This is a genomic window from Cellulosimicrobium sp. CUA-896 (assembly GCF_001942335.1).
In the GTDB taxonomy this organism is placed as follows: Bacteria; Actinomycetota; Actinomycetes; order Actinomycetales; family Cellulomonadaceae; genus Cellulosimicrobium.
Genome location: NZ_MKKH01000008.1, coordinates 20,341 through 42,852 on the forward strand (window position 1 = coordinate 20,341; position 22,512 = coordinate 42,852).

Consider the following 22,512-nt stretch of genomic DNA (forward strand, 5'->3'; position numbering starts at 1 on the left):
CCGAGCGGTCAGGCTCGGGTGTCCCCGTGCCCCGCCCGCAGGTCCGCCAGCATCCCGTCGACGAGGGACTCCTGCAGCAGGCCCGTCAGCAGGAAGACGCTCACGAGGAACCGGCGCGCCGCGCCGCCGTCGACGTCGCCCTGCGGCCCGTCCTCGCCCTCCGAGTCCAGCTCGTCGTACAGCCCCTCGACCTGGGCGTCGGTCCGCAGGTCCAGGCGCTCGGCGAGGACGAGGCGCACGTCCGTCAGCGCGCCCGCGACCCGGCGTGCCGTGTCGCGCGGGACCACGAACGGTGCCGCCGACGCCGGCTCGCCGTCGACGAGCATCTGGCCGAGGAGCACCAGCCGGCCGATCTTCTCCGCCGCGAGGTCGCCCTGCGTGAAGCGCCGGAACTCCGCGGCGACGTCCGTGTCGTCGGACGCGTCGGGCAGCAGCCGCCGGACCGCCGGGTCGGCGGGCGCGCCCTCGGCCGCGTCACCGGGCGTCGGCGGCGGCCCCGTCCACCCGGGCGGCGTCCAGGCGCCGTCGACGCCGCCCCTCGGCTCCGGCGGGTCCGCCGGGGCGACGGCGCGGTCGCCCACCTCGTCCTGGAGCATCTGCGCGACGTCGCCCGCCACCTGCGCGAGGACGATCCGCTCGGACGGCTCCAGCTCCGCGACGTATCCGAGCGGCTCGGGGCGGAACGGCCTCACGAGGCGTCGCTCCGCTGCATCGTGGCCCACAGCCCGTACGAGTGCATCGCCTGCACGTCGACCTCCATCCGCTCGCGGTCCCCCGTCGAGACGACCGCGCGGCCCTCGTGGTGGACCTGCAGCATCAGCTCGTTCGCCCGCGGGGGCGGGTACCCGAAGTAGGACTCGAACACGTACGCGACGTAGCTCATGAGGTTGACGGGGTCGTTCCAGACGAGGGTCACCCACGGCGGCTCGGTCGCGACGTCGAGGTCGGCGCGCGTCGCCTCGTCGGGGACCGTGACGGACGCCCGCGGACGGGCAGCACGCACGAGGGCGGGGGAGGACTCACGCCACCACTGTATTTGCACCGCATCTGCGCGCTCGTCGGCAGCACGCGGTGCGCCGACCTGCCCTAGGTTTGTCGCATGAGCCTCCCCCACCAGGCAGCGCCGCCCTGCCGATGACGATCGACGCCATCTCGCTCAGACGTCCCGCGGGGCCGGCGAGCGACCTCGCCCCGCCCGCGTCGACCGCACTCCTCACCGACCGCTACGAGCTGACGATGCTCGAGGCGGCGCTCGCCGACGGCACCGCGCACCGGCACTGCCTCTTCGAGGTCTTCACGCGTCGCCTGCCGGCGGGGCGCCGGTACGGGGTGCTCGCGGGGACGGGCCGCGTGCTCGAGGCGCTGCCCTCGTTCCGCTTCTCCTCCCACGAGCTCGACTGGCTCCACGACAACGCCGTCGTGGGCGAGCGCACCCTGGAGTACCTCGCGGACTACCGGTTCACCGGCTCGATCAGCGGGTACGCCGAGGGCGAGGTGTTCTTCCCGCAGTCCCCCGTGATGCTCGTGGAGGGGACGTTCGCCGAGGCCGTCGTGCTCGAGACGCTCGTGCTGTCGATCCTCAACTACGACTCGGCGATCGCGTCCGCGGCCTCGCGCATGACGAGCGCGGCGGTCGAGAGACCCTGCCTCGAGATGGGCGCACGGCGCGCGAACGAGCAGGCCGCCGTCGCCGCGGCGCGCGCCGCCGTCGTCGCCGGTTTCGCCGGGACGTCCAACCTCGAGGCCGGACGCCGCTACGGCCTGCCCACGATCGGCACCGCGGCCCACGCTTTCACGCTCCTGCACGACGACGAGGAGTCGGCGTTCGCGTCGCAGGTCGCCTCGCAGGGGCCCGGGACCACCCTGCTCGTCGACACCTACGACGTGCGCCGTGGCGTGGAGAACGCCGTGCGCGCGGCCGGGCCGGGCCTCGGCGCCGTGCGCCTCGACTCCGGGGACCTGGGGGGCCTGGCGGTCGAGGTGCGGCGCCAGCTCGACGCGCTCGGCGCGCGCGACACCCGCATCACGGTGACGTCCGACCTCGACGAGTACGCGATCGCCGCGCTCGCCGCGGCGCCCGTCGACTCCTACGGCGTCGGGACGTCGCTCGTCACCGGCTCGGGCGCCCCCACGTGCGGCATGGTCTACAAGCTCGTCGCGCGCTCGAACGGCTCCGGCATGCTCGAGCCGGTCGCGAAGGCGTCGACCGCGAAGACGAGCGCCGGCGGGCGCAAGGCCGCCGCGCGTCGCTACGACGAGGACGGCCGCGCCGTGGAGGAGCTGCTCGTCACCGGACCGGACCTCGCCGTGCGCGACTGGGACCCCGAGCGCGAGCCGGGCGACGTGCGCCCGCTCCAGGTGCCGCTCGTCGTGGACGGCGCGGTGGACTCGCGGTGGGTCGGGTCGTACGGCGTGGAGAACGCGACCGAGCGCCACCGCGACGCCCGCGCGGAGCTGCCGCGCGGCGCGCGCCGCCTGTCCGCCGGGGACCCGGCGATCCCGACGACCGTCCGCACGCTGGTCTGAGGCCTACTTCTGCCCGACGAACCAGCGGCGCACGAGCGCCACGCGCGCGTCGAGCTGCTCGACGGTCGCGAGGGGCACCTCGGGCCCGCCGCACCGGCGACGCAGCTCGGTGTGCACCGACCCGTGCGGCTGCCCGCTGCGGCGCGCCCACGCCGAGACGAGCTGCTGGAGCTCCTTGCGCAGCTCCGCCGCGCGCCGGTGCTCGAGCTCGGAGCGCTCCCGCTCGGCCGACGCCGGGTTCTTCGACCGCGCGCTCATCTGGTCGGCCTGGCGCTGGCGCAGCAGCGTCGTCACCTGGTCGGCGTCGAGCAGACCGGGCAGGCCGAGGAAGTCGAGCTCCTCGTCGGAGCCGACGTCCGCCCCCGTGCCGAACTCGCCGCCGTCGAACAGCACGCGGTCGAACGACGCCTGCGCCTCGAGCGCCTCGAACGTGCCCTGCACGAGCTCGCCGGACGCCTTGTCCTCGCGGTTGGCCGCGGCGAGCTCCGCCGCCTCGGGGTCGAACCCGTCCCCCTGCTCCTCGGCGGTCAGAGGACGGTCGAGCGCGTGGTCGCGCTCGGCCTCGAGCCCGTTCGCGAGCTCGAGCAGCGGCGCGACGCTCGGCAGGAACACCGAGGCGGTCTCGCCGCGGCGCCGGGCGCGGACGAAGCGACCGACCGCCTGCGCGAAGAACAGCGGTGTCGACGTCGACGTGGCGTACACGCCGACCGCGAGCCGGGGCACGTCGACGCCCTCGGAGACCATGCGCACGGCGACCATCCACCGCTGGTCACCGTCGGAGAACTCCTCGATGCGGGCGCTGGCGCCGTCGTCGTCGGAGAGCACGACCGTCGGCGACGTCCCGGTGATCCGTGCGAGGTGCCCGGCGTACGCGCGCGCGTCCGTCTGGTCCGTCGCGATGACGAGCGCGCCGGCGTCCGGGATCGCCCGGCGGACCTCCGACAGCCGCTTGTCGGCGGCCGCGAGGACCGACGGGATCCACTCGCCGTTCGGGTCCAGCGCGGTACGCCACGCCTGACCGGTCATGTCCTTCGTGAGCGGCTCGCCGAGCCGCGCGCTGACCTCGTCGCCGGCCTTCGTGCGCCAGCGCATCTGGCCGGAGTACGTGAGGAAGAGCACGGGCCGCACGACGTGGTCGCGCAGCGCCTCGCCGTACCCGTAGGTGTAGTCCGCCTTCGAGCGGCGGATGCCGTCGGGGCCGCGCTCGTACTCGACGAACGGGATCGCCGCGGTGTCGGAGCGGAACGGCGTCCCCGTGAGGCTCAGCCGGCGGGTCGCGTCCTCGAACGCCTCGCGGACGGCGTCGCCCCACGACAGCGCGTCGCCGCCGTGGTGGACCTCGTCGAGGATGACCAGCGTGCGGTCGGCCGTCGTGCGCGCGGCGTGCAGGGCGGGCTTCGCGGCGACCTGCGCGTAGGTGAGCGCGACGCCGTCGTAGTGCGCGCCGTGGCGGCCCTGGCTGTTGCGGAAGTTCGGGTCGATGCGGATGCCGACGCGCGCGGCGGCGTCGGCCCACTGGTGCTTGAGGTGCTCCGTGGGCGCGACGATCGTCACGCGCCGCACCGTGCCCTGCTCGAGCAGCTCGGTGGCGACGCGCAGCGCGAACGTGGTCTTGCCCGCGCCGGGTGTCGCGACGGCGAGGAAGTCACGGGGCGCACGCGCGCGGTACAGCTCCAGGGCCTGCGCCTGCCAGGCGCGCAGCTTGGAGGCCGAACCCCACGGGGCGCGGCGCGGGAACGCCGGCGACAGGTGGGAGGCGGCGGCCGACGACGGGCTCTGCGGAGCGCCGGCGACGGAGGCCGCGGGAGCAGCGGGAGCGCTGCGGGGGGTGGAAGGGGAGGTGGACGACGGGTGGTGCGTGCCGCTCACGTGGCGGAGTCACCCTCGCCGTCCTGCGGCTCGCGCAGACCCTCGTAGATCTCCTTGCACGTGGGGCAGACCGGGAACTTGCTCGGGTCGCGCCCCGGGACCCAGACCTTGCCGCACAGCGCGATCACCGGCTTGCCGGAGAGCGCCGACTCCATGATCTTCTCCTTGCGCACGTAGTGCGCGAAGCGCTCGTGGTCGCCCGGCTCGGCCTGCTCGCGCGTCTCCTCGCGCTCGAGGAGGCCCGTCGAGCCGGCGCGCTGCGGGTCGCTCGGCTGCGCCGGTCCCCGGGACGGGTCCTCGGGCCCACCGGGGGGCGTGCTCGCGCGGAGTTCGATCATGGTCGGAAGTCTACGTCGCCCCACCCGCACGCCGGACGCCGCGGCGCGCTCACAACCCCTGCCACGGCGGCTTCGCCGCGTACGACTGGCGGTAGTAGGCCGCGAGCTGCAGACGCGAGGCGGCGGCGTCGTCGACCAGCACGGTCGCGTGCGGGTGCATCTGCATGATCGTGGCGGGCCACAGCGCGGACACGGGGCCCTCGACCAGCTGGTGCACCGCCTCGGCCTTGCCGCGCCCGGTGGCGAGCAGCACGAGGTGGCGCGCGGACATGATCGTCGCGAGGCCCTGGGTGAGGCAGTGGGTGGGTACCTGGTCGACGTCGTCGCCGAAGAAGCGCGCGTTGTCCTCGCGCGTCTGCGACGTGAGCGTCTTGATCCGCGTGCGCGAGGCGAGCGAGGACCCCGGCTCGTTGAACGCGATGTGCCCGTCCGTCCCGATGCCGAGGATCTGCAGGTCGACCCCGCCGGCGTCCGCGATCGCCGCCTCGTACGCCGCGCACGCGGCGGGCAGGTCCTCGGCGAGGCCGTCCGGCCCCTGCACCGCCCCGGGCGCGAGGTCGACGCGCGAGGCGATCTCGGCGTCGATGACGTTCCGGTACCGCTGGGGGTGGTCCGCGGGCAGCCCCACGTACTCGTCCAGCAGGAACGCCCGTGCCCGGGCGAAGCTCAGGCCCTCCTCGGCGTGCCGGCGCGCGAGCTCGTCGTACACCTTGAGCGGGCTCGACCCCGTGGCCAGCCCCAGGACGGCGTCCGGTCGCGCGCGCACCAGCGCGGCGACCGCGTCCGCGGCGAGCCGGGCGAGCGTCTCGCCCGGCGCGATCACGACCTCCACGAGAGCTCCTCTCGACGGCCGACGAGGGCGGCGCCCACGGCGGCGACGGGCACGTCGGCGGGCGCGAGGGACACGCGGTCCGCGAGCCGCAGCGACGACAGGAAGGGGGACGTGCGCGACTGCGCGTCGAGCGCCGCCCGCACCGCGTCGAGCAGCGGTGCGCCGAGCGCCGACACGCCGCCGCCCAGGACGACGTGGCGCACGTCGACCGTGAGCTGGAGGATGCGCACCGCGCTCGCGACGGCGGACGCGAACTCGTCCTTGATCCGCCGTGCGTCCGGGTCGCCCGCGGCCGCGGCCTCGAACAGCTCCGCCGGGGCGGGGCGTCCGTGGCGCGACGGCCACCGCGCGCCGAGCGCGGAGCCGGAGGCGTAGACCTCGACGCAGCCGCGCTGCCCGCACGCGCACGGCGGCCCGTGGGGGTCCACGGGGATGTGGCCGATCTCCCCCGCCGCTCCGGTCACGCCGCGGCGCACCTCGCCGCCGAGCACGATCCCGGCGGCGAGGCCGGTCCCGAGGGCCAGGAAGGCGAGGTCGGTGCCGTCGGCCCCCATGGCGTGCGCGGCACCCAGCGCCGCGACGTTGAGGTCGTTGTCCACGTGGACCGGCACTCCCCCGACCGCTCGGGAGAGCCGGTCGGCGAGGGGGAAGCGCGCCCCGTCCACCCCGAGGTTCACGGCGTGGGTCACCGAGCCGTCGGCGGGGTCGACGAGGCCCGGCACGCCGACCCCGACCCCTCGAGGTCGCGGACCGCGACGCCGGCCTGCCGGGCGGCGTCGTGCACCGCGCGCGCGGCGCTCGCCACGACGCCCTCCGGTCCGCGGACCGTGGGGACGCGTACGGTCCCGTGCGCCGCGCCGTCGGGGTCGAGGACGGTGGCCAGCACCTTCGTGCCGCCGACGTCCAGGCCTGCCGTCCACCCGGGGCTGCGACGTCCGCGGACGGGCGCTCCCCCCGGGGGGACGGGTGTCGGGCTCTTGGCGCCCGGGACCGCGGCCGCCTCGCCGTCGACGGAGGCGGTCGTGCTCGTCTCGCTCACGTCAGCCCTTCACCGCACCCGACACGAGGCCCCCGGTCATGCGGCCCTGGACGACGAGGAAGAAGACGATGACGGGCACCGCGATGAGGGTCGAGGCCGCCATCACCTCGCCCCAGTTCACGCCCTGGCTCACGCTCGAGTTGAGGAACGAGCGCAGCCACAGCGGCAGCGTCTCGGCCTGGTTCGACGGCAGGGCCACGAGGGCGATGGTGAACTCGTTCCAGGCCTGGAGGAACGCGTAGACGCCGGCCGCGACGAGCCCCGGCGCGAGCAGCGGGAAGGTGATCCGCACGAACGCGCCCGTGCGGCTGAGCCCGTCGACCATGGCGGCCTCCTCGAGCTCCGCGGGGACGCCCGCGACGAACCCGCGCAGCATCCAGACCGTGAACGGCACGACGGCCGCGGTGTACAGCACGGTCACGCCGATCGCGGTGTTGAGCAGCTCCGCGCTCGACAGCATCCGGTACTGCGCGATGAACAGCCCCTCGGCGGGGAGCATCTGGATGAACAGCAGCGCCACGACGAAGGACTTGCGGCCGCGGAAGCGGAACCGGCTGATCGCGAGCGCGGCGAGAAAGGCGAAGACGAGCACGAGCACGACGGTCGAGAGCGTCACGACGAGGCTCATCCGCAGCGCCGAGAGGAAGGACGAGCCCTCGAGCACGGAGGCGTAGTTGAACGTGCCCGCGTCGAGGCTGACGAACGTCGGCGTCCGGGACTGGACCTGGGTGCGCGGCAGGAGCGAGGTGTTGACCATCCAGTAGACGGGGAACACCCACACCGCCGCGACGACCAGGGCGGCGACGGTCGCGGCGACGGTGCCGGGGCGCGTGCGGCGGCGCCCGGTCCGCGGCGTCGCCGCCGCGGACCGCCCCGGGCTCTGGCGCACCGGGCCTCGTGTCGGGGTCGCGGTGGTCATGCCTCGTCCTCCTTGAGCAGGCTGCGGACATAGGGCCAGCTGAGCAGGATCGTCAGCGCCAGGACGAAGATCGAGACGGCGGCGGCGCCGGCGAAGTCCTGGCGCCCGACGCCGAGCTCGTAGATGAAGTTGCCCAGCAGGTTGGTCTCGGAGACGGGTGCGCCGCCGTCCTGCAGGAGCCGGATCTGGCCGAACACGCGCAGGTCCCAGATGATCTGCAGCAGCAGGACGATGGACAGCACGGGCCGGATCATGGGCACGACGATGTTCCAGAACGCCCGCCAGGGCCCGGCGCCGTCGAGGGCCGCGGCCTCCATGACCTCCTCCGAGACCTGGGTGAGCGCCGCGTAGACGGACAGGGCGACGAAGGGCACGGACATCCACACGACGACGAGCGTCGCGACGAGGTAGAACGTCAGCGGCTGCGCGAGCCAGGAGTAGCCCTGGAAGCCGTCGAGCCCGAGCTGGACGAGGAGCCAGTTGACGACGCCCGAGCGCCAGTCGAACAACCACTTGAAGACGGTCACGGCGGCGACCATCGGCATCGCCCAGGCGAGCAGCATCGCGACCTGCAGGACCAGGCGCGCGGCGCGGGTCGCGGCTCGCATGAGCACCGCGAAGAGCGTGCCGAGGGCGACGGTGAGCAGGGCGTTGACGAGGCAGAAGACCACGGAGCGGGTGACGACGGCCCACAGCGACGGGTCGGCGAACAGGCGAGCGTAGTTGTCGAGGCCGACGAAGGTCGGCGGCTGCCCGAACTGCTGCGCCAGCCCGAACTCCTGCAGGGACGTGACGACCTGCCAGTAGACCGGGTAGCCCATGCCGAGCAGGATCACGAGGACGGCGGCGGCGATCAGCAGGTACGGCGCCCGCGACCGGCGACGACGGCGCGGCGTGCGCGCCGGGCCGGAGACGTCCGGCACGGCGGACCCGACGACCGCGGAGGTGGTGGTTCTCATGGGGAGGCTCCTCCCGGGCCGCCCGCTCCCGCCGGTCCTAACGGTGGTGCCGTCAGGACCGGCGGGCAGGCGCCGCCCGGACTCGGACCGACGTGGTCGCGTCAGCCGTTGTTCAGCATCGGGGTGATCTTCTCGTCGTACTCCGCGGCGAGCGCTGTGACGTCGCCACCCTCGGCGATCTTCTGGAAGAGCTCCTCGTAGACGAGCGCGCCCTCGACCGCGGCCCAGCCCGGGGCCGGCGGCGTGAGCTTCGAGTCGGCGGCCGTCGCGATCATCGTCTCGGCGAACTTGTCGTCGCCGAGGCTGTCGACGTACTGGCTGTTCGCCGGGCCGAGGCCGTTCTCCCCCAGCATCGTCTGGTACTCCTCGGAGAAGATGATGCGCAGGAGGTTCTCCGCGAGCTCGGGGTGCTGGGACTGCGCCGAGATCGCGATGTTGGAGCCGCCCGCGAACACGGGGGCCAGACCGCCGTCGACGCCGGGCAGGCCGAAGATGTCGTACTTCGACGCGTCGGCCATGCCGTCTCGCACCTCCTCGCCCTCGTCGTTCGTCGTGAGCTCGCCGATGGACCAGCGGGCCCAGCCCGGAGCCATGATCGTGGCGGCCTCGGGCGGCGTGCCGCCCTCGCCGTCGTTGAGGAACTCCCAGTACGCGACGTCCTGCGCGGTGGCGGGGACGTTCGAGGCGCCGGCGTAGACGTCCTGCCACTGCTCGAGGCCCGCGACGGTGCTCGGGTCGCTGAGGGTGGACACCCACTCGCCGTCCTCCTCGACGGCGAGCTCGCCGCCGTTCGCGAAGACCCACGAGATGCCGTTGCGCCAGTCCTGTCCGCCCATCGCGAAGCCCGACTGGCTGTCGGTCCGCAGCGCCTTCACCGACTCGGAGAACTCGGCGAGGTTCTGCGGGACCTCGAGCCCGGCCGCCGTCCAGATGTCGGGGCGGTAGAACATGTAGCGCGAGCCGAAGTAGTACGGCAGCGCGAAGTTCTGGTCGCCGACCGTGCCGGCCTCCACGAACGAGGGCAGCAGGTCGTCCCCACCGAGCTCCTCGTACAGCGGCGTCAGGTCGCGGAACGCGCCGACCGTGCTGAACGTCGACGACTGCGTGTTGCCGATCTCGGTGACGTCGGGCGTGTTCTCGGCGTCGGGCAGGGCGGTCGTCAGCGCGGTGACGAGGTCCGGCCACTCCTTCTGCTCGATGGTGAGCGTCGAGCCGGGGTTCTCGGCCTCGAAGGTGTCGACCAGGTAGTCGCGCAGCTCGTCCGGGGTGTCGGGTCCCGCGAGCCACAGCGTGATGTCGCCGGCCTCGGCCTCGCCGCCGGTGCCGTCGGTGTCGTCGTTGCCGCCTCCGCCGGAGCTGCAGGCGGTGAGCGCGAGCGCCAGGGTGATCGTCGACGCCACGGAGGTGGCGACGAGACGGTTCCTCTTCACGGGGTGCTTCCTCTCGGTGTCTGTGCGGCGTCGTCGGTGACGCGCACGGAGTGTGGCAGGAGTCCTGCGTTATTCAGGGTGTGCAGGTGCTGCTGCTTCCCGGGACGTCCGTCGGTGCGGCGGACGGCCCGGGCCGTTCCGGGACGGGTCAGGTGCGGGGTGCGGGCGGGTCCGCGGACGGTCCGCGCCGGTCGGCAGCGGGGTCGCGCGCGCGTCGGTGCTCACGACACCCCCAGCTGTCCGGACAGGACGAGGACGGCGGCCCCGGCCAGGACCACGTCCTCGTCGAGCGTGGCCATCCGCACCTGCAGGCCGCTGCCGATGACCGGCATGGTCCGCTCGCGGACGGTCTCGAGCGCGGCCTCCCGCAGAGGGCCGTCGAGCAGGTCCGCCGGACCGCTGATCAGCACCTCCGCGAGGTTGAGCGCGCTCACGACAGGCGCCAGGGCGACCCCCAGCGTCCTGCCGACCGACGCCAGCGCGGCGTCGGCGGCCTCGGTGTCGAGCCCGTCGACCGCGCGCCGGAGCGCCGGGACGGACAGGACGGTCTCCAGGCAGCCCCGGCGCCCGCAGGCGCAGGGGTCGCCGTGGTCGACGACGGTCACGTGCCCGAGCTCGCCGGCGGCGTCCCCGTGCCCGCGCACGCGGGCGCCGTCGACCATGATCCCGGCGCCGACGCCCTCGCCCACGGTGAGCACGAGGAGACCGGAGCCGGAGGCACCGCCGAAGGTGAACTCCCCCAGCGCGGCCGTGTTCGCGTCGTTCGCGACGTGGACAGCGAGCCCGAGCCGGTCGGTGAGGGTCTCGGCGAGCGGGACGTCGTACCAGCGGCGGTTGGGCGCCTCGACCACGCGTCCTGCGCTGTCCACGACTCCCGGCGAACCGATGCCCACGCCGATCACGGGCTGGCTGGCGGCGGCGACGAGACCCCGGCAGAAGCGCGTCAGGAGGTCGACGAGCTCGGTGCCCGTGCGCCCGTCGACGGGCAGGTCGCGCCGCAGGACGAGGTCACCCGTGAGGGTCATGACGGCGCCGCGCACCACCTCGTCGTCCGTGAGGTCGACGGCGACGACCTGGTACGCGCTCGTGCGCATGCCGACGAGCATCGCGGGCTTGCCGACGCGCTGCCCCGGGCGGACGCCGAGCTCCTCGACCAGGCCCTCGGCCATGAGCACGGCGACGAGGTCGGAGATCGTCACGCGGGTCAGCGACGTGGCGCGCGCGAGGTCGGCGCGCGACGTCGGCCCCTCGTGGAAGAGGTGCTGCAGGACGAGCGAGCGGTTGTGCGCCCGCGCGTGCTCGGGGAGCACCTTCGCGGTCGGCCGCAGGCCTGCGCTCAGGCGCCGGCGTGGTGCCTCGCGTCCCGTCACTGCCGTCGTCATGTTTGTTAGTGAACTGCCTTTACTAAGTCGGTGTCAACCGCCCTCGGACGTCGTGACCGAACCGTTGCCGGGCAGCAACACGGACGACTCAGGCGCCGTCGGCCGCCCAGCCGCGGGCGCCGGCGTGCTCGACCGACCGCGACGCGACGACCACGGCGCGCTCGAGCGCCGCCGCGTACGACGCCCCCTGCGCGAGCGCCGCGGCGAAGGCACCGTGCACGACGTCGCCCGCCCCCAGCGTGTCGACGACCCGGCTCGGGACCGGCACGGGGACGCTCGACCGGCGCCCGTCGTGCAGCACCTCCACCGGGCCGGGCCCGTGCGTGCGCGCCACGTACCGCGGTCCGAGCGCCGCGACCGCCGCGAGCACGTCGCCGTCCGCCCCCGGGACCCGGAGGTCCGCCGACACGACGACTGCGTCGCACAGCGCCATCGTCTCCGCGGAGTCCGGCTTCCACGACCCGCCGTCGAGCACGACCGTGCACCCGGCCTCGCGCGCACGGCGCGCCGCGGGCAGCGCCACGCCGGGCAGGTGCCCGTCGAGCAGGAGCACGTCGCGCGGGCCGAGCGGCCCGAGCAGCGCGCCGACGTCGACGTCGTCGTCGAGCAGCCCGCCGAGCGCCGTCGCGTTGGTGCTGACGACCGCCCGCTCCCCCGTCCCGGCCGTCACCAGCACGGTCGAGACCGCAGGCCGGGCCCCCGGCCGGCGCGCCGGCGCCAGGGCGTCGACGAGCTCCACCCCGGCCGCGGCGACGTCCGCGCGCACCGCGTCCGCGAGCGGCCCCTCCCCCACGGCGGACACGAGCCGGCTCGGCACCCCGAGCGCCGCGGCCGTCGCGGCCGCGTTCGCCGCGGGCCCGCCGAACGTCGCCGCGAGCGACCGCGCGACCACCTTCTCGTCCGGACCGGGCAGGCGGTCGACCACCTGGACGACGTCGAGGGTCAGCAGTCCGCAGCACACGAGCACGGGCCCATCCTGCCGTGCCACGCGCCGGCGGGCGGGTGAACAGACGGCGGGGCGGGTGAACACCTGTCCAGGTCACGGTCCGCTCACGACCGCGTCACGATGCCGCACCGGACAGGCTCCCGGTGCCCGTCCCGAGCGTCCCGCGCCCTACTGTCGCAGCGTGCGCACCTCCCGCCGGCTCCCCGCCCTCCTCCTCATGGCAGCGCTCGGAGCCACCCTCCTGGGGGGCTGCACCGCCGGCACCGGGGACACGGCCGACGACGCGGGGACCGGAGGCGCCGCCGTCGACGGAACCGTGCGGTCGTCGGACGCGGGGGCCGGCGCCGCGACGGCCGAGGACGCCGACGCCGTCGCGGGACCCGGCTCCGGCATCGCCCGCGGCGACGCGTCGGCGCAGGCCGCTGCCGACCGCGAGGTCGTGACGACCGGGTCGGCCACCGTCGTGACGGACGACCCCACCGTGGCCGCGGACGCCGTCGTCGACCTCGCCGAGAGCGCGGGCGGCCACGTCGAGAGCCGCCGCCAGACCCGGGCCGACGGGGACGTGCCGCCGAGCGCCGAGCTCACCGTCCGCGTCCCCGCCGACCGCACGACCGCGACCGTGGACGCGCTCGACCAGGTCGGCACCGTCGAGGACCTGTCCGTGGAGGCCGTCGACGTCACCGGCACCGCGCGCGACCTCGACGCCCGCGTCGAGGCCCTCGCCACGTCCGTCGACCGCCTGCGCGACCTCATGGGCGACGCGACGACGACCGCGGACCTCCTGGAGGCGGAGCAGGAGCTCACCAGCCGGCAGGCCGAGCTCGAGTCGCTCCAGGCCGAGCGTGCCGCGATCACCGACCGGGTGACGATGTCGACGCTGCACGTCACCCTCGTGCAGGAGGCCCCCGCCGAACGGCTCGCACCCGGCGGGTTCCTCGGCGGGCTCCAGGACGGGTGGGACGCGCTGCTGGCGACGCTCAACGGGCTCGTCGTCGTGCTCGGCGTGCTCCTGCCCTGGCTCGTCCTCGCGACCGCCGTCGCGCTCGTCGTGCGCTGGGCGCTGCGACGCTCCCGCCGGGCACCGGGCGGAGCCCCGCCCGCGGGACCCGCACGGCCGGACGGGGGCCCGGGCACCGGACCGTCCGAGCACGGTGACCCACCCGCCGACGGGAGCGGCCGGGAACCCGCCGTGCTCGCCGGCTCGCGCCACCACTGACCGGCACGTCCACGCGCCCGACCGGTCCCGCCACGCACCGCGCGACGCCCTCGTCCCACATCCTGGTCGACCGGCGTCGCACCGGAGGAAACTTCACCCGACCGGACCGCCCTCCCGAACCCGGACAGCACAGGCACAACCGGCGCGCCGCGCCATCGACACCGGATCGTGACCCGTGCGACCGCACGGACCGGCCCGATCCTGAGCCGGGCGTGGTGACGTCACGGGGCTGGGACACACCCCAGTGCGGAGCGTCGATGCGCCAGGGGGCGACCGCGGGCCGGCCGCGGACGGTACGAGCACGCACCTTCCCGATCGACGAGGACTGGCATGAACACGCTGACGTGGACGACCCTCGACCCCCGGACCTGGCGCGCGCGCTCCACGGCCGGCGACTACCTCATCCACCGCACCGCCGACGACGGCCCCTGCACGCTCGAAGGCCCCGACCGGGTGTGGCGCTCCCTGCCCGACCTCGAGGTCGCCCAGGAGGTCGCGGCGCACGCGGAGGAGGTGCGCGACGACGACCACCACCTGCCGCTCTACCGCGTGGTCACCGCGGCCGGCGCACGGTGCGGCGAGACCTTCGGGGCACCCAGCGACGACGACGCGCTGCGGATCCTGCGAGCGCGGCGGCGCGCGGGCAACCTCCCGCTGAGCGGGTTCCGGCTCGAGACCGAGCACGGGCGCGCCGCGGGCTCGTGGCGTAGCGTCGCGGACCTGGACTGAGCGGGCCGCCCGCCCGGCCCCCGGAACGCACGAGCGCCCGCCGGGCCGTGGGCCGGGCGGGCGCTCGTCAGGGGTGGAGGTGCGGGGAATCGAACCCCGGTCCGGTGACGCCGATCGAGGACTTCTCCGGGCGCAGTCTGCTGTCGTTTTTCTCGGCCCCCGCACTCACGCAGACAAGGTGCGGACGGGCTCAGTCACCGAAGAGTCCCCGCAGCCCCGGTGACGAGGACTGCGAGCAGTGGCTCTCTAGATGACGCCAGGATCCGAGTCGAGAGCTAGCTCGGGCTGACGGACTTCGGGGCTCGCTCAGGCGGCGAGGGCGAAGTCGGTGCGCTTGTTATCGGCACCTGTAGTTTGCAGACATCGTTAACGAGATAAGCCTGCATCCTCGGCCCGCTTCTCCTCGAAGCACGACCACCGTCGAAACCGATCACCCCCTGTGCAGTTGTCAAGCACTGCCGATCCCGCGGGACGAGCCCGCGGCGCCTGCAGCGTGACCAGCGTACGGGACCAACGCGAGGGGCCGCACCCGTATTCCGCGGCGTGCTCCGCGGCGCCGCCCGACGCCCTCCCGCGACGCCCGACGCCGCTACTTCTTGCGGCTCAGCACGTCCGCGAGAAGGCCACCGGCGATGCCGAGGAGGAACACGTCCTTCGCCAGGCCGATGCCCTCGTCGGTCGGGCGGACGCCGTCCTCGCGCGTCATGCCCGGCGTCTTGAGGTACAGGCCCACGAGGCCGGCGGAGAACGCGGCGAGCGCGGGCGCGACGAGCGCCGTCGGGACGAACGGCGTCACGAGCGCCGCGCCGAGCGCGATCTCCGTCGTGGAGAGCGTCTTCGCGAACTGCTGCGGCTCGACCTCGCCGAGGAACGGGTAGGCGCCGGCGGCCATGCCGTGCATGCCCTCCGACGCGTCCTTGTCGGCGCCGCGCTTGCTCAGCCCGGAGTTGAGGATGTACGCCCCGGCGGCGAGGCGGGGGATGTACTGGCGCAGCTTGACCATGCGGGCTCCTGTCGGCGCGGGGACGATCGCCGCACCGTGACGGGCGGCGTGCCACCGACCGTACGACGTCCCGGGCGAGCCCACCAGCGCGACCCCCCGTGCGCGCGCGGGCCGCGTCAGCGCATCTCGCGCTGGCGCATGGCGCGCTGCGCCTCGCGCTGGTCCTGCTTCTCGCGCAGCGCCTGGCGCTTGTCGTACTCCTTCTTGCCGCGCGCGAGCGCGATCTCGACCTTCGCGCGCCCGTCGAGGAAGTAGAGCTGGAGCGGGACGACGGTGTGCCCCTTCTCGCGCGTCTTCGACTCGAGCCGCAGGATCTCCTCCTTGTGCAGCAGGAGCTTGCGCTTGCGGCGCGGGGCGTGGTTGTTCCAGGTGCCTCGGTGTACTCGGGGATGTGGACGTTCTCGAGCCACGCCTCGCCGCGGTCGACGCCGACGTAGCCGTCGACGAGCGACGCGCGTCCCATCCGCAGCGCCTTGACCTCGGTGCCGGACAGGACGATCCCCGCCTCGTACACGTCCTCGATCACGTAGTCGTGGCGTGCCTTGCGGTTGCTGGCGACGACCTTGCGGCCGCTGTCCTTCGCCATCTCGTCCTACCGTCCTCGTGGGGTCTCGCGGGTGCTCCGGGCGGCACGCGCGACGTGCCGACCCACCAGGGTACGGCGGCGGGGCGGAGTCCGGTACGGATTATCCCGGGGGCGAACGTCATCGCTCCTGGCCGGTGCCCGCTCCGGGGCGTGACGGTCAGAGCCGCGACATCGGGTTCACCGTCGAGCCGTTCACGTACACCTCGAAGTGCAGGTGGCACGCGCTCGACGTCCCGGTGTTGCCCGAGTACCCGACGACCTGACCCTTCTGCACCGACTGGCCGGACGAGACGGCGAAGCGGGACAGGTGGTTGTAGCTCGTCATGACGCTCTGCCCGCCCATGGTGCCGTGGTTGACCAGCACCTGGTTGCCGAGGCCTCCGTAGCGGCGGGCGAAGAGCACGGTCCCGGACGCCGAGGCGAGGATCGGCGTGCCGCAGTAGGCGCGGAAGTCCGTGCCCGCGTGCAGCCGGTAGATGCCGAGCGTCGGGTGCAGACGCATGCCGTAGTGCGACGTCACGTGCGGCACGGCCGTCGGGTAGGACAGCCCGCTCGACGTCGGCGGCGGTGCCGGCGGGGGCGCGGGGTTGCTGCTCCCGCCGCCGCCGCCGCCGCTGCTGCCGCCACCGCCCTGGTTCTGCTGCTGCTCCTGGCGCCGACGCTCCTCCTCCTGGCGCCGGCGCTCGGCCTCCTCGGCCGCCTTGCGGTCGCGCTCGGCCTGCTGGGCGATGATCGTCTGCAGCTCGGCCTGCAGCGCGGCCTGGTCGCGCTCGTTCTGCTCGATGCGGGCGAGCGCGTCGTCCTTGCGGTCCTCGATCGTCGCCTTCTTGGCCTGCTGCTCGACGATGAGGCTCTCCACCTCCGCCTTGCGCTCGACCGCGGCCTGGCGCGCGGCCTCGGCCTCGACGACGTTCTGGTCGGCCTGCGTCTTGAGGTCGGTGATCGACTCCCGGACGGCCTGGAGCCGGGCCTCGCGGTTGCGCGCGACGGCCTCGGCCTCCTGGAGGTCCTGGAGCGTGCGGGACTGGCTGCGCGCAGCCGTCGACGAGACCGCGAACTCCTCGATGAACTCCTCGGTGCTCTGCGCACCCGTGACGATCCCGAGGCTCGACACGTCGCCCGCACCCCGGTAGGCGCTGCGCGCCATCTCGGCGATGCTCGACCGGGCGTCGGCGACCTCGGTCGCGCCCTGCTCGATCTCCTGGCTGATGGCCGCCTCCTGCCCGAGGGCGTCCTCGAGCCGCTGGGCCAGGAGCTCCGCCTCGCGCTGGGTCCGCTCCACCTCGGCCTCGCGCCCGCGAGCTCGGCCTGGGCGACAGGCAGCCTCGCCTCGATCTCCTGCAGCTCGACGACGGCCTGCGCGAGCGCCTCGTCGGTGCCCTCGAGCTCGGCCTCGAGCTGCTCCTGGTTGCCGAGCATCTGCTGCTGGCGCCGCTCCGCCGCGGCACGGCGGTCGTCGATGTCGTCGGCGCTCGCGCCCGCGACCGTCCCGGTCACGAGGACGACGGCGGCGAGCACGGCCGCGAGGACACGGCGCGACGAGCGGGCGGCGGTGCGCGCGCCGGGGCGCGCGGGACGGTTCGCTGAGGTCATCTCACACCCTCGTGTGGCGGTTGAGCGTGACGACCGAGGAGATGGCCGCCAGGAGGAACGCGGCGCCGACGAGGACCGGCGCGATGGTCAGCACGTCGGACTCGTCGACGTACGCGACCCAGGTCACGGACTGCGACAGCCAGTCGGTGACGAGGTACTTCACCCCGACCCACAGCCCGCCGACGGCGAGGAGCGCGCCGACGACGGCGGCGATCGCGCCCTCGAGCAGGAACGGGAGCTGGATGAACAGGTTCGAGGCTCCGACGAGCCGCATGATCCCCGTCTCGCGGCGCCGGCTGAGCGCGGACAGCCGGATGGTCGTCGTGATGAGCAGGACCGCGGCGAGGAGCATGACCGCGGCGAGGCCGGCGGACAGCAGCGACGCCCGGTTGAGCGCGAGGAACAGGGAGTCGAAGATGCGGCGCTGGTCCTCGACCACCTCGACGCCGGGGCGCCCGTGACGACGTCGTTGACGACCTCGTAGTTCTCGGGGTTCGTGAGCTTGAGCCGGAACGAGGCCTGCATGTCGTCGACCGTCAGCTGCGTGCCGAGGTAGCCGTCGGGGTAGCGCTCGGAGAACGCGGCGAACGCGTCGTCCTTCGACTCGAAGTAGACGGTCTCGATCTCGTCGCCGAGCTCGGAGGTGAACACGTCCTCGAGGGCGCCGATCTGCTCGGGCGTCGCCTCGCCCGCGGCGCACGTCGGTTCGGCGGAGCGTCCGGGCAGAGGAAGACGGAGACCTCGACCTTGTCGTACCAGTCGTCCTTGAGCTTGTCGATCTGCGTCTGCAGCAGCAGCGAGGCCCCGACGAACGTCAGGGACACGAAGGTCACGAGGACCACGGACACCGTCATGGACAGGTTGCGGCGCAGCCCCTGACCGATCTCCGTGAGGATGAACTGGAAGCGCACCCCGCTCACTCCCCCGTCCGGACGTTCGCCGCGTGGCGGCGGGCGCGCAGCGCGCTCTCGCGGCGCGGCAGGACGGTGGTCGGCGAGGTCGCGGGGCCGGTTCCCCCCGCGTTCCGGGGCGCTGCGTCCTGGGGCGCTGCGCTCTGGGCCGCCGCGCTCTCGGGCGCGGGGCCGCGCGGCGCTCGGGCGCACGCGCGGCCGGGGGCGCGACCGACGCGTGCTCACCGGTCGCCGGGGCCTGCGCCCCGTACCCGCCGTGCGCCTGGTCGCGCACGAGCGTGCCGGTGTCGAGCTCGACGACGCGCTTGCGCATCTGGTCGACGATCTCGTGGTCGTGCGTCGCCATGACGACGGTCGTGCCCGTGCGGTTGATGCGGTCGAGCAGGCGCATGATGCCGAGCGAGGTCGTGGGGTCGAGGTTCCCGGTGGGCTCGTCCGCCAGGAGGATCGGCGGCCGGTTCACCATGGCGCGGGCGATCGCCACACGCTGCTGCTCACCGCCCGACAGCTCGTGCGGTCGCCGCTTCTCCTTGCCCGCGAGGCCGACCAGCTCGAGCGTCTCCGGGACGGTGATGGCGATCGAGTGGCGCGGCCGGCCGATCACCTGCAGGGCGAACGCGACGTTCTCGAACACCGTCTTGTTGGGCAGCAGCCGGAAGTCCTGGAAGACGACGCCGATCTGGCGCCGCAGGTGCGGCACCTTCCAGCTCGACAGCGAACCGAGGTCGCGGCCGGCGACGAACACCTTGCCGCGGGTGGGGCGCTCCTCGCGCAGGATGAGGTGCAGGCAGGTCGACTTGCCGGAGCCGGAGGCGCCGACGAGGAAGACGAACTCGCCGCGACGGACCTCCAGGGACACATCGTCCACGGCGGGCCTGGCGCCGCGCGCGTAGACCTTGGTGACGTTCTCGAAGCGGATCACGACAGGCACAACTCTCGAGTCAGGGAGCGAACCGGGTTCGCTGGACGTTCTCGAGGGTAGGCACGCGTCGCGGGCCGGATCGGGCGGACACGCCGCACCGGGACGGACCCGGACTGTTGCCCGGGTCACCGTATCTCGGGCGAAACGGGACCAACCACCCCGTCACCGCCCGTGTTTCACCCGGCTTGCTGGACGCCCCGGCGCCAGCGGATGCCGGCCTCGATGAAGTCGTCGATGTCGCCGTCGAACACCGACGAGGGGTTGCCGACCTCGTGCTCGGTCCGCAGGTCCTTGACCATCTGGTACGGCTGGAGCACGTAGGACCGCATCTGGTCGCCCCAGCTCGCCTTGATGTCGCCCGCGAGCTCCTTCTTCTTCGCGTTCTCCTCCTCCTGGCGCACGAGCAGCAGGCGGGACTGGAGCACGCGCAGCGCGGCCGCGCGGTTCTGGATCTGCGACTTCTCGTTCTGCATCGACACGACGATGCCGGTCGGGATGTGCGTCATGCGGACGGCGGAGTCCGTCGTGTTCACGGACTGGCCCCCCGGCCCGGACGAGCGGAACACGTCGACCTTGATCTCCGACTCGGGGATCTCGATCGAGTCCGTCTGCTCGATGAGCGGGATGACCTCGACCGCGGCGAACGACGTCTGGCGCCGGCCCTGGTTGTCGAACGGCGAGATGCGCACGAGCCGGTGCGTGCCGGCCTCCACCGACAGGTGCCCGAACGCGTACGGCGCCTTCACCTCGAACGTCGCCGACTTCAGGCCGGCCTCCTCCGCGTAGGAGGTGTCGAGCACCGTCGTCGGGTAGCCGTGCCGCTCGGCCCAGCGCAGGTACATGCGCAGCAGCATCTCGGCGAAGTCGGCGGCGTCGACGCCGCCCGCGCCCGCGCGGATCGTCACGACGGCCTCGCGGGAGTCGTACTCGCCCGCCAGCAGGGTGCGGACCTCGAGCTGGTCGAGATCCTTGCGGATCCCCGCGACCTCGGTCTCGGCCTCCGTCAGGGTGTCGGCGTCGTCCATCTCGTGACCCATCTCGACGAGGGTCTCGACGTCGTCGATGCGCTGCCCGAGCCTTTTCACCCGGTCCAGCTCGCCCTGTGCTGCCGACAGTGCAGACGTGACCTGCTGCGCCGCGTCCGGGTCGTCCCAGAGATCGGGGGCCGACGCCTTCTCCGACAGCTCGTCGATCCGCGCGCGCAGCACCTCGGGGTCGCTGACGCTCTCGATGGACTCGAGCGTGCTGCGGAGCGCCTTGATCTCGGTCGCGAAGTCGATGGTGGCCACGAGGTTCAAGGTTACGCGACGGCCCGGGTGCGGCGCGCCGTCGGGCCCGCCGCCGGGCCCGGGTCTGCGCTCCCCCGGCCCGACGGCGCGGCCCCGCTCACGCGCTCGGCTCGCCCTTGCCGGCCCCGGCCGGGGCGCTCGACGGCGCGTCCGCGGAGCGACGGCCCTCGTCGCGGGCCTTGGCCAGCATGTCCTCGAGGCGCTTCCGGCGGCGACGGCGGTCGTCGCGGACGCCGAGGAACACCACGACCACGATCGCCACGAGCAGCAGCTGCGGCCACGGGATCGCCCACGCCGTCACCGAGACGGTGACCGGCTCGAGCGACGCGTCGATCACGTCCTCACCGACCGCCGACGGCGTGACGGTGACGGTCGTCGTCACGGGGCCGAGGGGCCACACGCGGTCCACCTCGACGGTGCGGTTGAGCGAGCCGTCCGGGAGGAGCTCGTCGATGGGCTGCGCCGTGCGGTCCTGCGTGAGCAGCCCGAACAGGGCGGACGTCGAGACGTCGCTGGCCGCACCGAGACGGATGTTGCCCTCGTTCGCGACGTCGTAGGACACGCGCAGCTCGCCGGCGGCGAAGGGGTTCCACGACGCGGTGTACGCGGCGCTGACGTCGGGCACGGCGAGCGCGGGCTGGACCTCGCCGGTCACGCGCGTCGTGATGCGGAAGCCGACGCGGCTCTCGACGCCGAGGTTCGTGCCGCCCTCGCCGCTCCGGGTGCTCGTCACGGACGCGGCGATGCCCGCCGGGTGGTCGCCGGGGGTCGCGTTCTCGGGGACGGTCAGGGTGTACGGGACGACCACGGTCTCCTCGGGGCCGACCTCGACCGTGTCCTGCACGTCGATCCACGTGCCCGCGTCGGTCGACTCCTCGGTGGAGGGGAGCATGTTGAACCGGCCGTTGGCGGTGAGGTAGCCGTCGGCGGCGTTGATGGCGAACGTCGCGGCGACGTCGCCGAAGTTCGTGACGGCGAGGTGGTCGTCGACGCTCGCGCCCGGGTCGAGCTCGAGGTCGACCCAGCGGCGTCCGTCCGGGCCGTCCGGGCCCGACGGCGTCACGCTCCACGTGATGCGGCCCTCCGAGTCGGCGGGCTCGGTGTCGGCAGACTCCGTGTCGGCGGGCTCCGTGTCGGCGGGCAGGACCGTGGCCGCTGCGGCGGGCAGGACCGTGGCCGTTGCGGCGGGCACGGGGCCGGCGGCGCCCGCGGAGGCGGCGGGCAGGAGTGCGGCGCTGAGTGCGGCGAGCGTCGCGAGGACGCGGCGCGCGGTGCGGCGGGGCTGTCGTGCGGAAGTCACTGGTCTTCGTGCTCTCTCGGTGCTGGTGCGACGACGAACGGCGGGCCGGGTGGTCCCGGAGGTCTGCGCCTCCGGAAGCACCCGGCCCGCCGTCCGTCAGTCCGTGCGGATCCGGTCAGCGACCGGTCGCTCGACGGATCAGAACGCGTCCTCGAAGAGGGACAGCGTGATCGTCGAGTTGTACGAACCGCCCTCGACGTCCTCGGCGGTGCGGAGGGTGAGGCCCGCGTTCGCGGTCCACGAGCCCTCCGGCGCGACCTCGCCGGAGTCGAAGGTCGAGACGAGGAGCTCCTGGTCGGCGAGGCCGACGTTGTCGCTGTCGTCCGCGTCGCCCTCGAGCGCCGGGTCGACCTCGGGACCCTCGGAAACGAGACCCGACTCGCTCTCGGAGACGAGGTTCGGCGTCCAGCCGAGGTTCTCGGCGCCGATCTCGGTGCCGTTCTCGTTGACGAAGGCGGTTGCGCTGCCGAGGACGTACACGCGGCGGAACCCGCCTCGGGGATCTCGTCGCCCGTGCGGGTGTCGGTCACGGTGACGGCCGGGAGCTCGCCCGTGAACTCGCGCGTGCCCTCGACCGAGGAGTCACCCTCGCTCAGGCTCGTGGACTCGGCCGCCACGCTGAAGGCGAGGTTGCCGGGCTCGACGGTCGACTCGATCTCGACCGACACGTCCACGTTCTGGTCGTCACCGACGGGGTCGGCCATGGCAGCGGAGGACAGA

General features: G+C 73.8%; 20 protein-coding genes, 1 other RNA gene and 3 pseudogenes. 3 read left to right on the forward strand and 21 right to left on the reverse strand.

What is annotated here, in order from left to right; all coding sequences use genetic code 11:
* Positions 1 to 8: 8 nt before the first annotated feature.
* Positions 9 to 692: a DUF2017 family protein gene (locus BJF88_RS03340; RefSeq protein WP_075827798.1), complete on the reverse strand. Its 684-nt coding sequence runs from the start codon at positions 690 to 692 to the stop codon at positions 9 to 11.
* Positions 689 to 1,036 (reverse strand): ATP-dependent Clp protease adapter ClpS, encoded by a 348-nt coding sequence (gene clpS / locus BJF88_RS03345; protein WP_369824475.1) that lies wholly within the window; start codon positions 1,034 to 1,036, stop codon positions 689 to 691. The genes BJF88_RS03340 and clpS overlap by 4 nt, the downstream gene beginning before the upstream one ends.
* A gap of 98 nt (positions 1,037 to 1,134) precedes the next feature.
* Between clpS and BJF88_RS03350 the strand changes: the two genes are divergently transcribed.
* Positions 1,135 to 2,526: a nicotinate phosphoribosyltransferase gene (locus BJF88_RS03350; RefSeq protein ID WP_075827757.1), complete on the forward strand. Its 1,392-nt coding sequence runs from the start codon at positions 1,135 to 1,137 to the stop codon at positions 2,524 to 2,526.
* Between the two features lie 3 nt (positions 2,527 to 2,529).
* Here BJF88_RS03350 and BJF88_RS03355 read toward each other — a convergent pair whose 3' ends face one another.
* The 10 genes from BJF88_RS03355 to BJF88_RS03395 form a co-directional block, all read right to left on the reverse strand.
* Positions 2,530 to 4,275, reverse strand: coding sequence for a DEAD/DEAH box helicase (locus tag BJF88_RS03355; RefSeq protein ID WP_075827799.1), 1,746 nt, complete (start codon positions 4,273 to 4,275; stop codon positions 2,530 to 2,532).
* 116 nt (positions 4,276 to 4,391) lie between these two features.
* Positions 4,392 to 4,733 (reverse strand): DUF3039 domain-containing protein, encoded by a 342-nt coding sequence (locus tag BJF88_RS03360; protein ID WP_075827758.1) that lies wholly within the window; start codon positions 4,731 to 4,733, stop codon positions 4,392 to 4,394.
* A gap of 49 nt (positions 4,734 to 4,782) precedes the next feature.
* Positions 4,783 to 5,565: a glucosamine-6-phosphate deaminase gene (nagB, locus tag BJF88_RS03365; RefSeq protein ID WP_075827759.1), complete on the reverse strand. Its 783-nt coding sequence runs from the start codon at positions 5,563 to 5,565 to the stop codon at positions 4,783 to 4,785.
* Entirely contained in the window at positions 5,553 to 6,254 is a 702-nt protein-coding gene (locus BJF88_RS03370) for an ROK family protein (protein WP_369824466.1), read from the reverse strand. The genes nagB and BJF88_RS03370 overlap by 13 nt, the downstream gene beginning before the upstream one ends.
* Positions 6,251 to 6,604: a hypothetical protein gene (locus tag BJF88_RS22995; protein ID WP_369824467.1), complete on the reverse strand. Its 354-nt coding sequence runs from the start codon at positions 6,602 to 6,604 to the stop codon at positions 6,251 to 6,253. The genes BJF88_RS03370 and BJF88_RS22995 overlap by 4 nt, the downstream gene beginning before the upstream one ends.
* Position 6,605: 1 nt before the next feature.
* Positions 6,606 to 7,523: a carbohydrate ABC transporter permease gene (locus tag BJF88_RS03375; protein ID WP_075827760.1), complete on the reverse strand. Its 918-nt coding sequence runs from the start codon at positions 7,521 to 7,523 to the stop codon at positions 6,606 to 6,608.
* On the reverse strand, positions 7,520 to 8,482 hold the full coding sequence (locus BJF88_RS03380) for a carbohydrate ABC transporter permease (RefSeq protein WP_075827761.1): 963 nt from the start codon (positions 8,480 to 8,482) through the stop codon (positions 7,520 to 7,522). Before BJF88_RS03380 ends, BJF88_RS03375 begins: the two co-directional genes overlap by 4 nt.
* Positions 8,483 to 8,583: 101 nt before the next feature.
* Positions 8,584 to 9,912: an extracellular solute-binding protein gene (locus BJF88_RS03385; RefSeq protein WP_075827762.1), complete on the reverse strand. Its 1,329-nt coding sequence runs from the start codon at positions 9,910 to 9,912 to the stop codon at positions 8,584 to 8,586.
* 221 nt (positions 9,913 to 10,133) lie between these two features.
* Complete coding sequence (locus BJF88_RS03390) at positions 10,134 to 11,294, reverse strand: ROK family transcriptional regulator (protein WP_075827763.1); 1,161 nt, start codon at positions 11,292 to 11,294, stop codon at positions 10,134 to 10,136.
* Positions 11,295 to 11,382: 88 nt separating this feature from the next.
* The gene (locus BJF88_RS03395) at positions 11,383 to 12,324 is read right to left on the reverse strand and encodes a PfkB family carbohydrate kinase (RefSeq protein WP_255371714.1); all 942 of its coding nucleotides are present in this window, start codon (positions 12,322 to 12,324) and stop codon (positions 11,383 to 11,385) included.
* A gap of 97 nt (positions 12,325 to 12,421) precedes the next feature.
* Between BJF88_RS03395 and BJF88_RS03400 the strand changes: the two genes are divergently transcribed.
* Positions 12,422 to 13,459, forward strand: a complete 1,038-nt coding sequence (locus tag BJF88_RS03400; RefSeq protein ID WP_075827765.1) for a DUF4349 domain-containing protein — start codon at positions 12,422 to 12,424, stop codon at positions 13,457 to 13,459.
* Between the two features lie 330 nt (positions 13,460 to 13,789).
* Complete coding sequence (locus tag BJF88_RS03405; protein ID WP_075827766.1) at positions 13,790 to 14,188, forward strand: hypothetical protein; 399 nt, start codon at positions 13,790 to 13,792, stop codon at positions 14,186 to 14,188.
* Positions 14,189 to 14,259: 71 nt separating this feature from the next.
* On the opposite strand, the gene ssrA is transcribed toward BJF88_RS03405, so the two are convergent.
* From ssrA to BJF88_RS20185, 9 genes and pseudogenes are all read right to left on the reverse strand, one after another.
* Positions 14,260 to 14,626: a transfer-messenger RNA gene (gene ssrA / locus BJF88_RS03410) on the reverse strand.
* Positions 14,627 to 14,777: 151 nt separating this feature from the next.
* Positions 14,778 to 15,191: a hypothetical protein gene (locus BJF88_RS03415; RefSeq protein WP_075827767.1), complete on the reverse strand. Its 414-nt coding sequence runs from the start codon at positions 15,189 to 15,191 to the stop codon at positions 14,778 to 14,780.
* Positions 15,192 to 15,307: 116 nt separating this feature from the next.
* Positions 15,308 to 15,777, reverse strand: a pseudogene (gene smpB, locus BJF88_RS03420) (SsrA-binding protein SmpB).
* Between the two features lie 157 nt (positions 15,778 to 15,934).
* Positions 15,935 to 17,059, reverse strand: a complete 1,125-nt coding sequence (locus BJF88_RS03425) for a M23 family metallopeptidase (protein WP_255371715.1) — start codon at positions 17,057 to 17,059, stop codon at positions 15,935 to 15,937.
* A 312-nt stretch (positions 17,060 to 17,371) separates the two neighbouring features.
* Positions 17,372 to 18,281 (reverse strand): annotated as a pseudogene (ftsX, locus tag BJF88_RS03430) (permease-like cell division protein FtsX).
* A gap of 241 nt (positions 18,282 to 18,522) precedes the next feature.
* A pseudogene (gene ftsE, locus BJF88_RS03435) lies at positions 18,523 to 19,203 on the reverse strand (cell division ATP-binding protein FtsE); the annotation flags it as partial.
* Between the two features lie 176 nt (positions 19,204 to 19,379).
* Complete coding sequence (prfB, locus tag BJF88_RS03440; RefSeq protein WP_075827768.1) at positions 19,380 to 20,492, reverse strand: peptide chain release factor 2; 1,113 nt, start codon at positions 20,490 to 20,492, stop codon at positions 19,380 to 19,382.
* 97 nt (positions 20,493 to 20,589) lie between these two features.
* Positions 20,590 to 21,792 (reverse strand): DUF916 domain-containing protein, encoded by a 1,203-nt coding sequence (locus BJF88_RS03445; RefSeq protein ID WP_075827770.1) that lies wholly within the window; start codon positions 21,790 to 21,792, stop codon positions 20,590 to 20,592.
* A 138-nt stretch (positions 21,793 to 21,930) separates the two neighbouring features.
* A complete protein-coding gene (locus tag BJF88_RS20185) occupies positions 21,931 to 22,272 on the reverse strand; it encodes a hypothetical protein (protein WP_222843918.1) in 342 nt (113 codons plus the stop codon).
* Between the last annotated feature and the right edge of the window lie 240 nt (positions 22,273 to 22,512).

Excerpts from the sequence above, each read along its gene's own strand:
- BJF88_RS03375 (WP_075827760.1), bottom strand. The coding sequence starts at position 7,523 with ATGACCACCGCGACCCCGACACGAGGCCCGGTGCGCCAGAGCCCGGGG.
- BJF88_RS03390 (WP_075827763.1), bottom strand. The coding sequence starts at position 11,294 with ATGACGACGGCAGTGACGGGACGCGAGGCACCACGCCGGCGCCTGAGC.
- BJF88_RS03350 (WP_075827757.1), top strand. The coding sequence starts at position 1,135 with ATGACGATCGACGCCATCTCGCTCAGACGTCCCGCGGGGCCGGCGAGC.
- BJF88_RS03405 (WP_075827766.1), top strand. The coding sequence starts at position 13,790 with ATGAACACGCTGACGTGGACGACCCTCGACCCCCGGACCTGGCGCGCG.
- BJF88_RS03360 (WP_075827758.1), bottom strand. The coding sequence starts at position 4,733 with ATGATCGAACTCCGCGCGAGCACGCCCCCCGGTGGGCCCGAGGACCCG.
- BJF88_RS03380 (WP_075827761.1), bottom strand. The coding sequence starts at position 8,482 with ATGAGAACCACCACCTCCGCGGTCGTCGGGTCCGCCGTGCCGGACGTC.
- BJF88_RS03415 (WP_075827767.1), bottom strand. The coding sequence starts at position 15,191 with ATGGTCAAGCTGCGCCAGTACATCCCCCGCCTCGCCGCCGGGGCGTAC.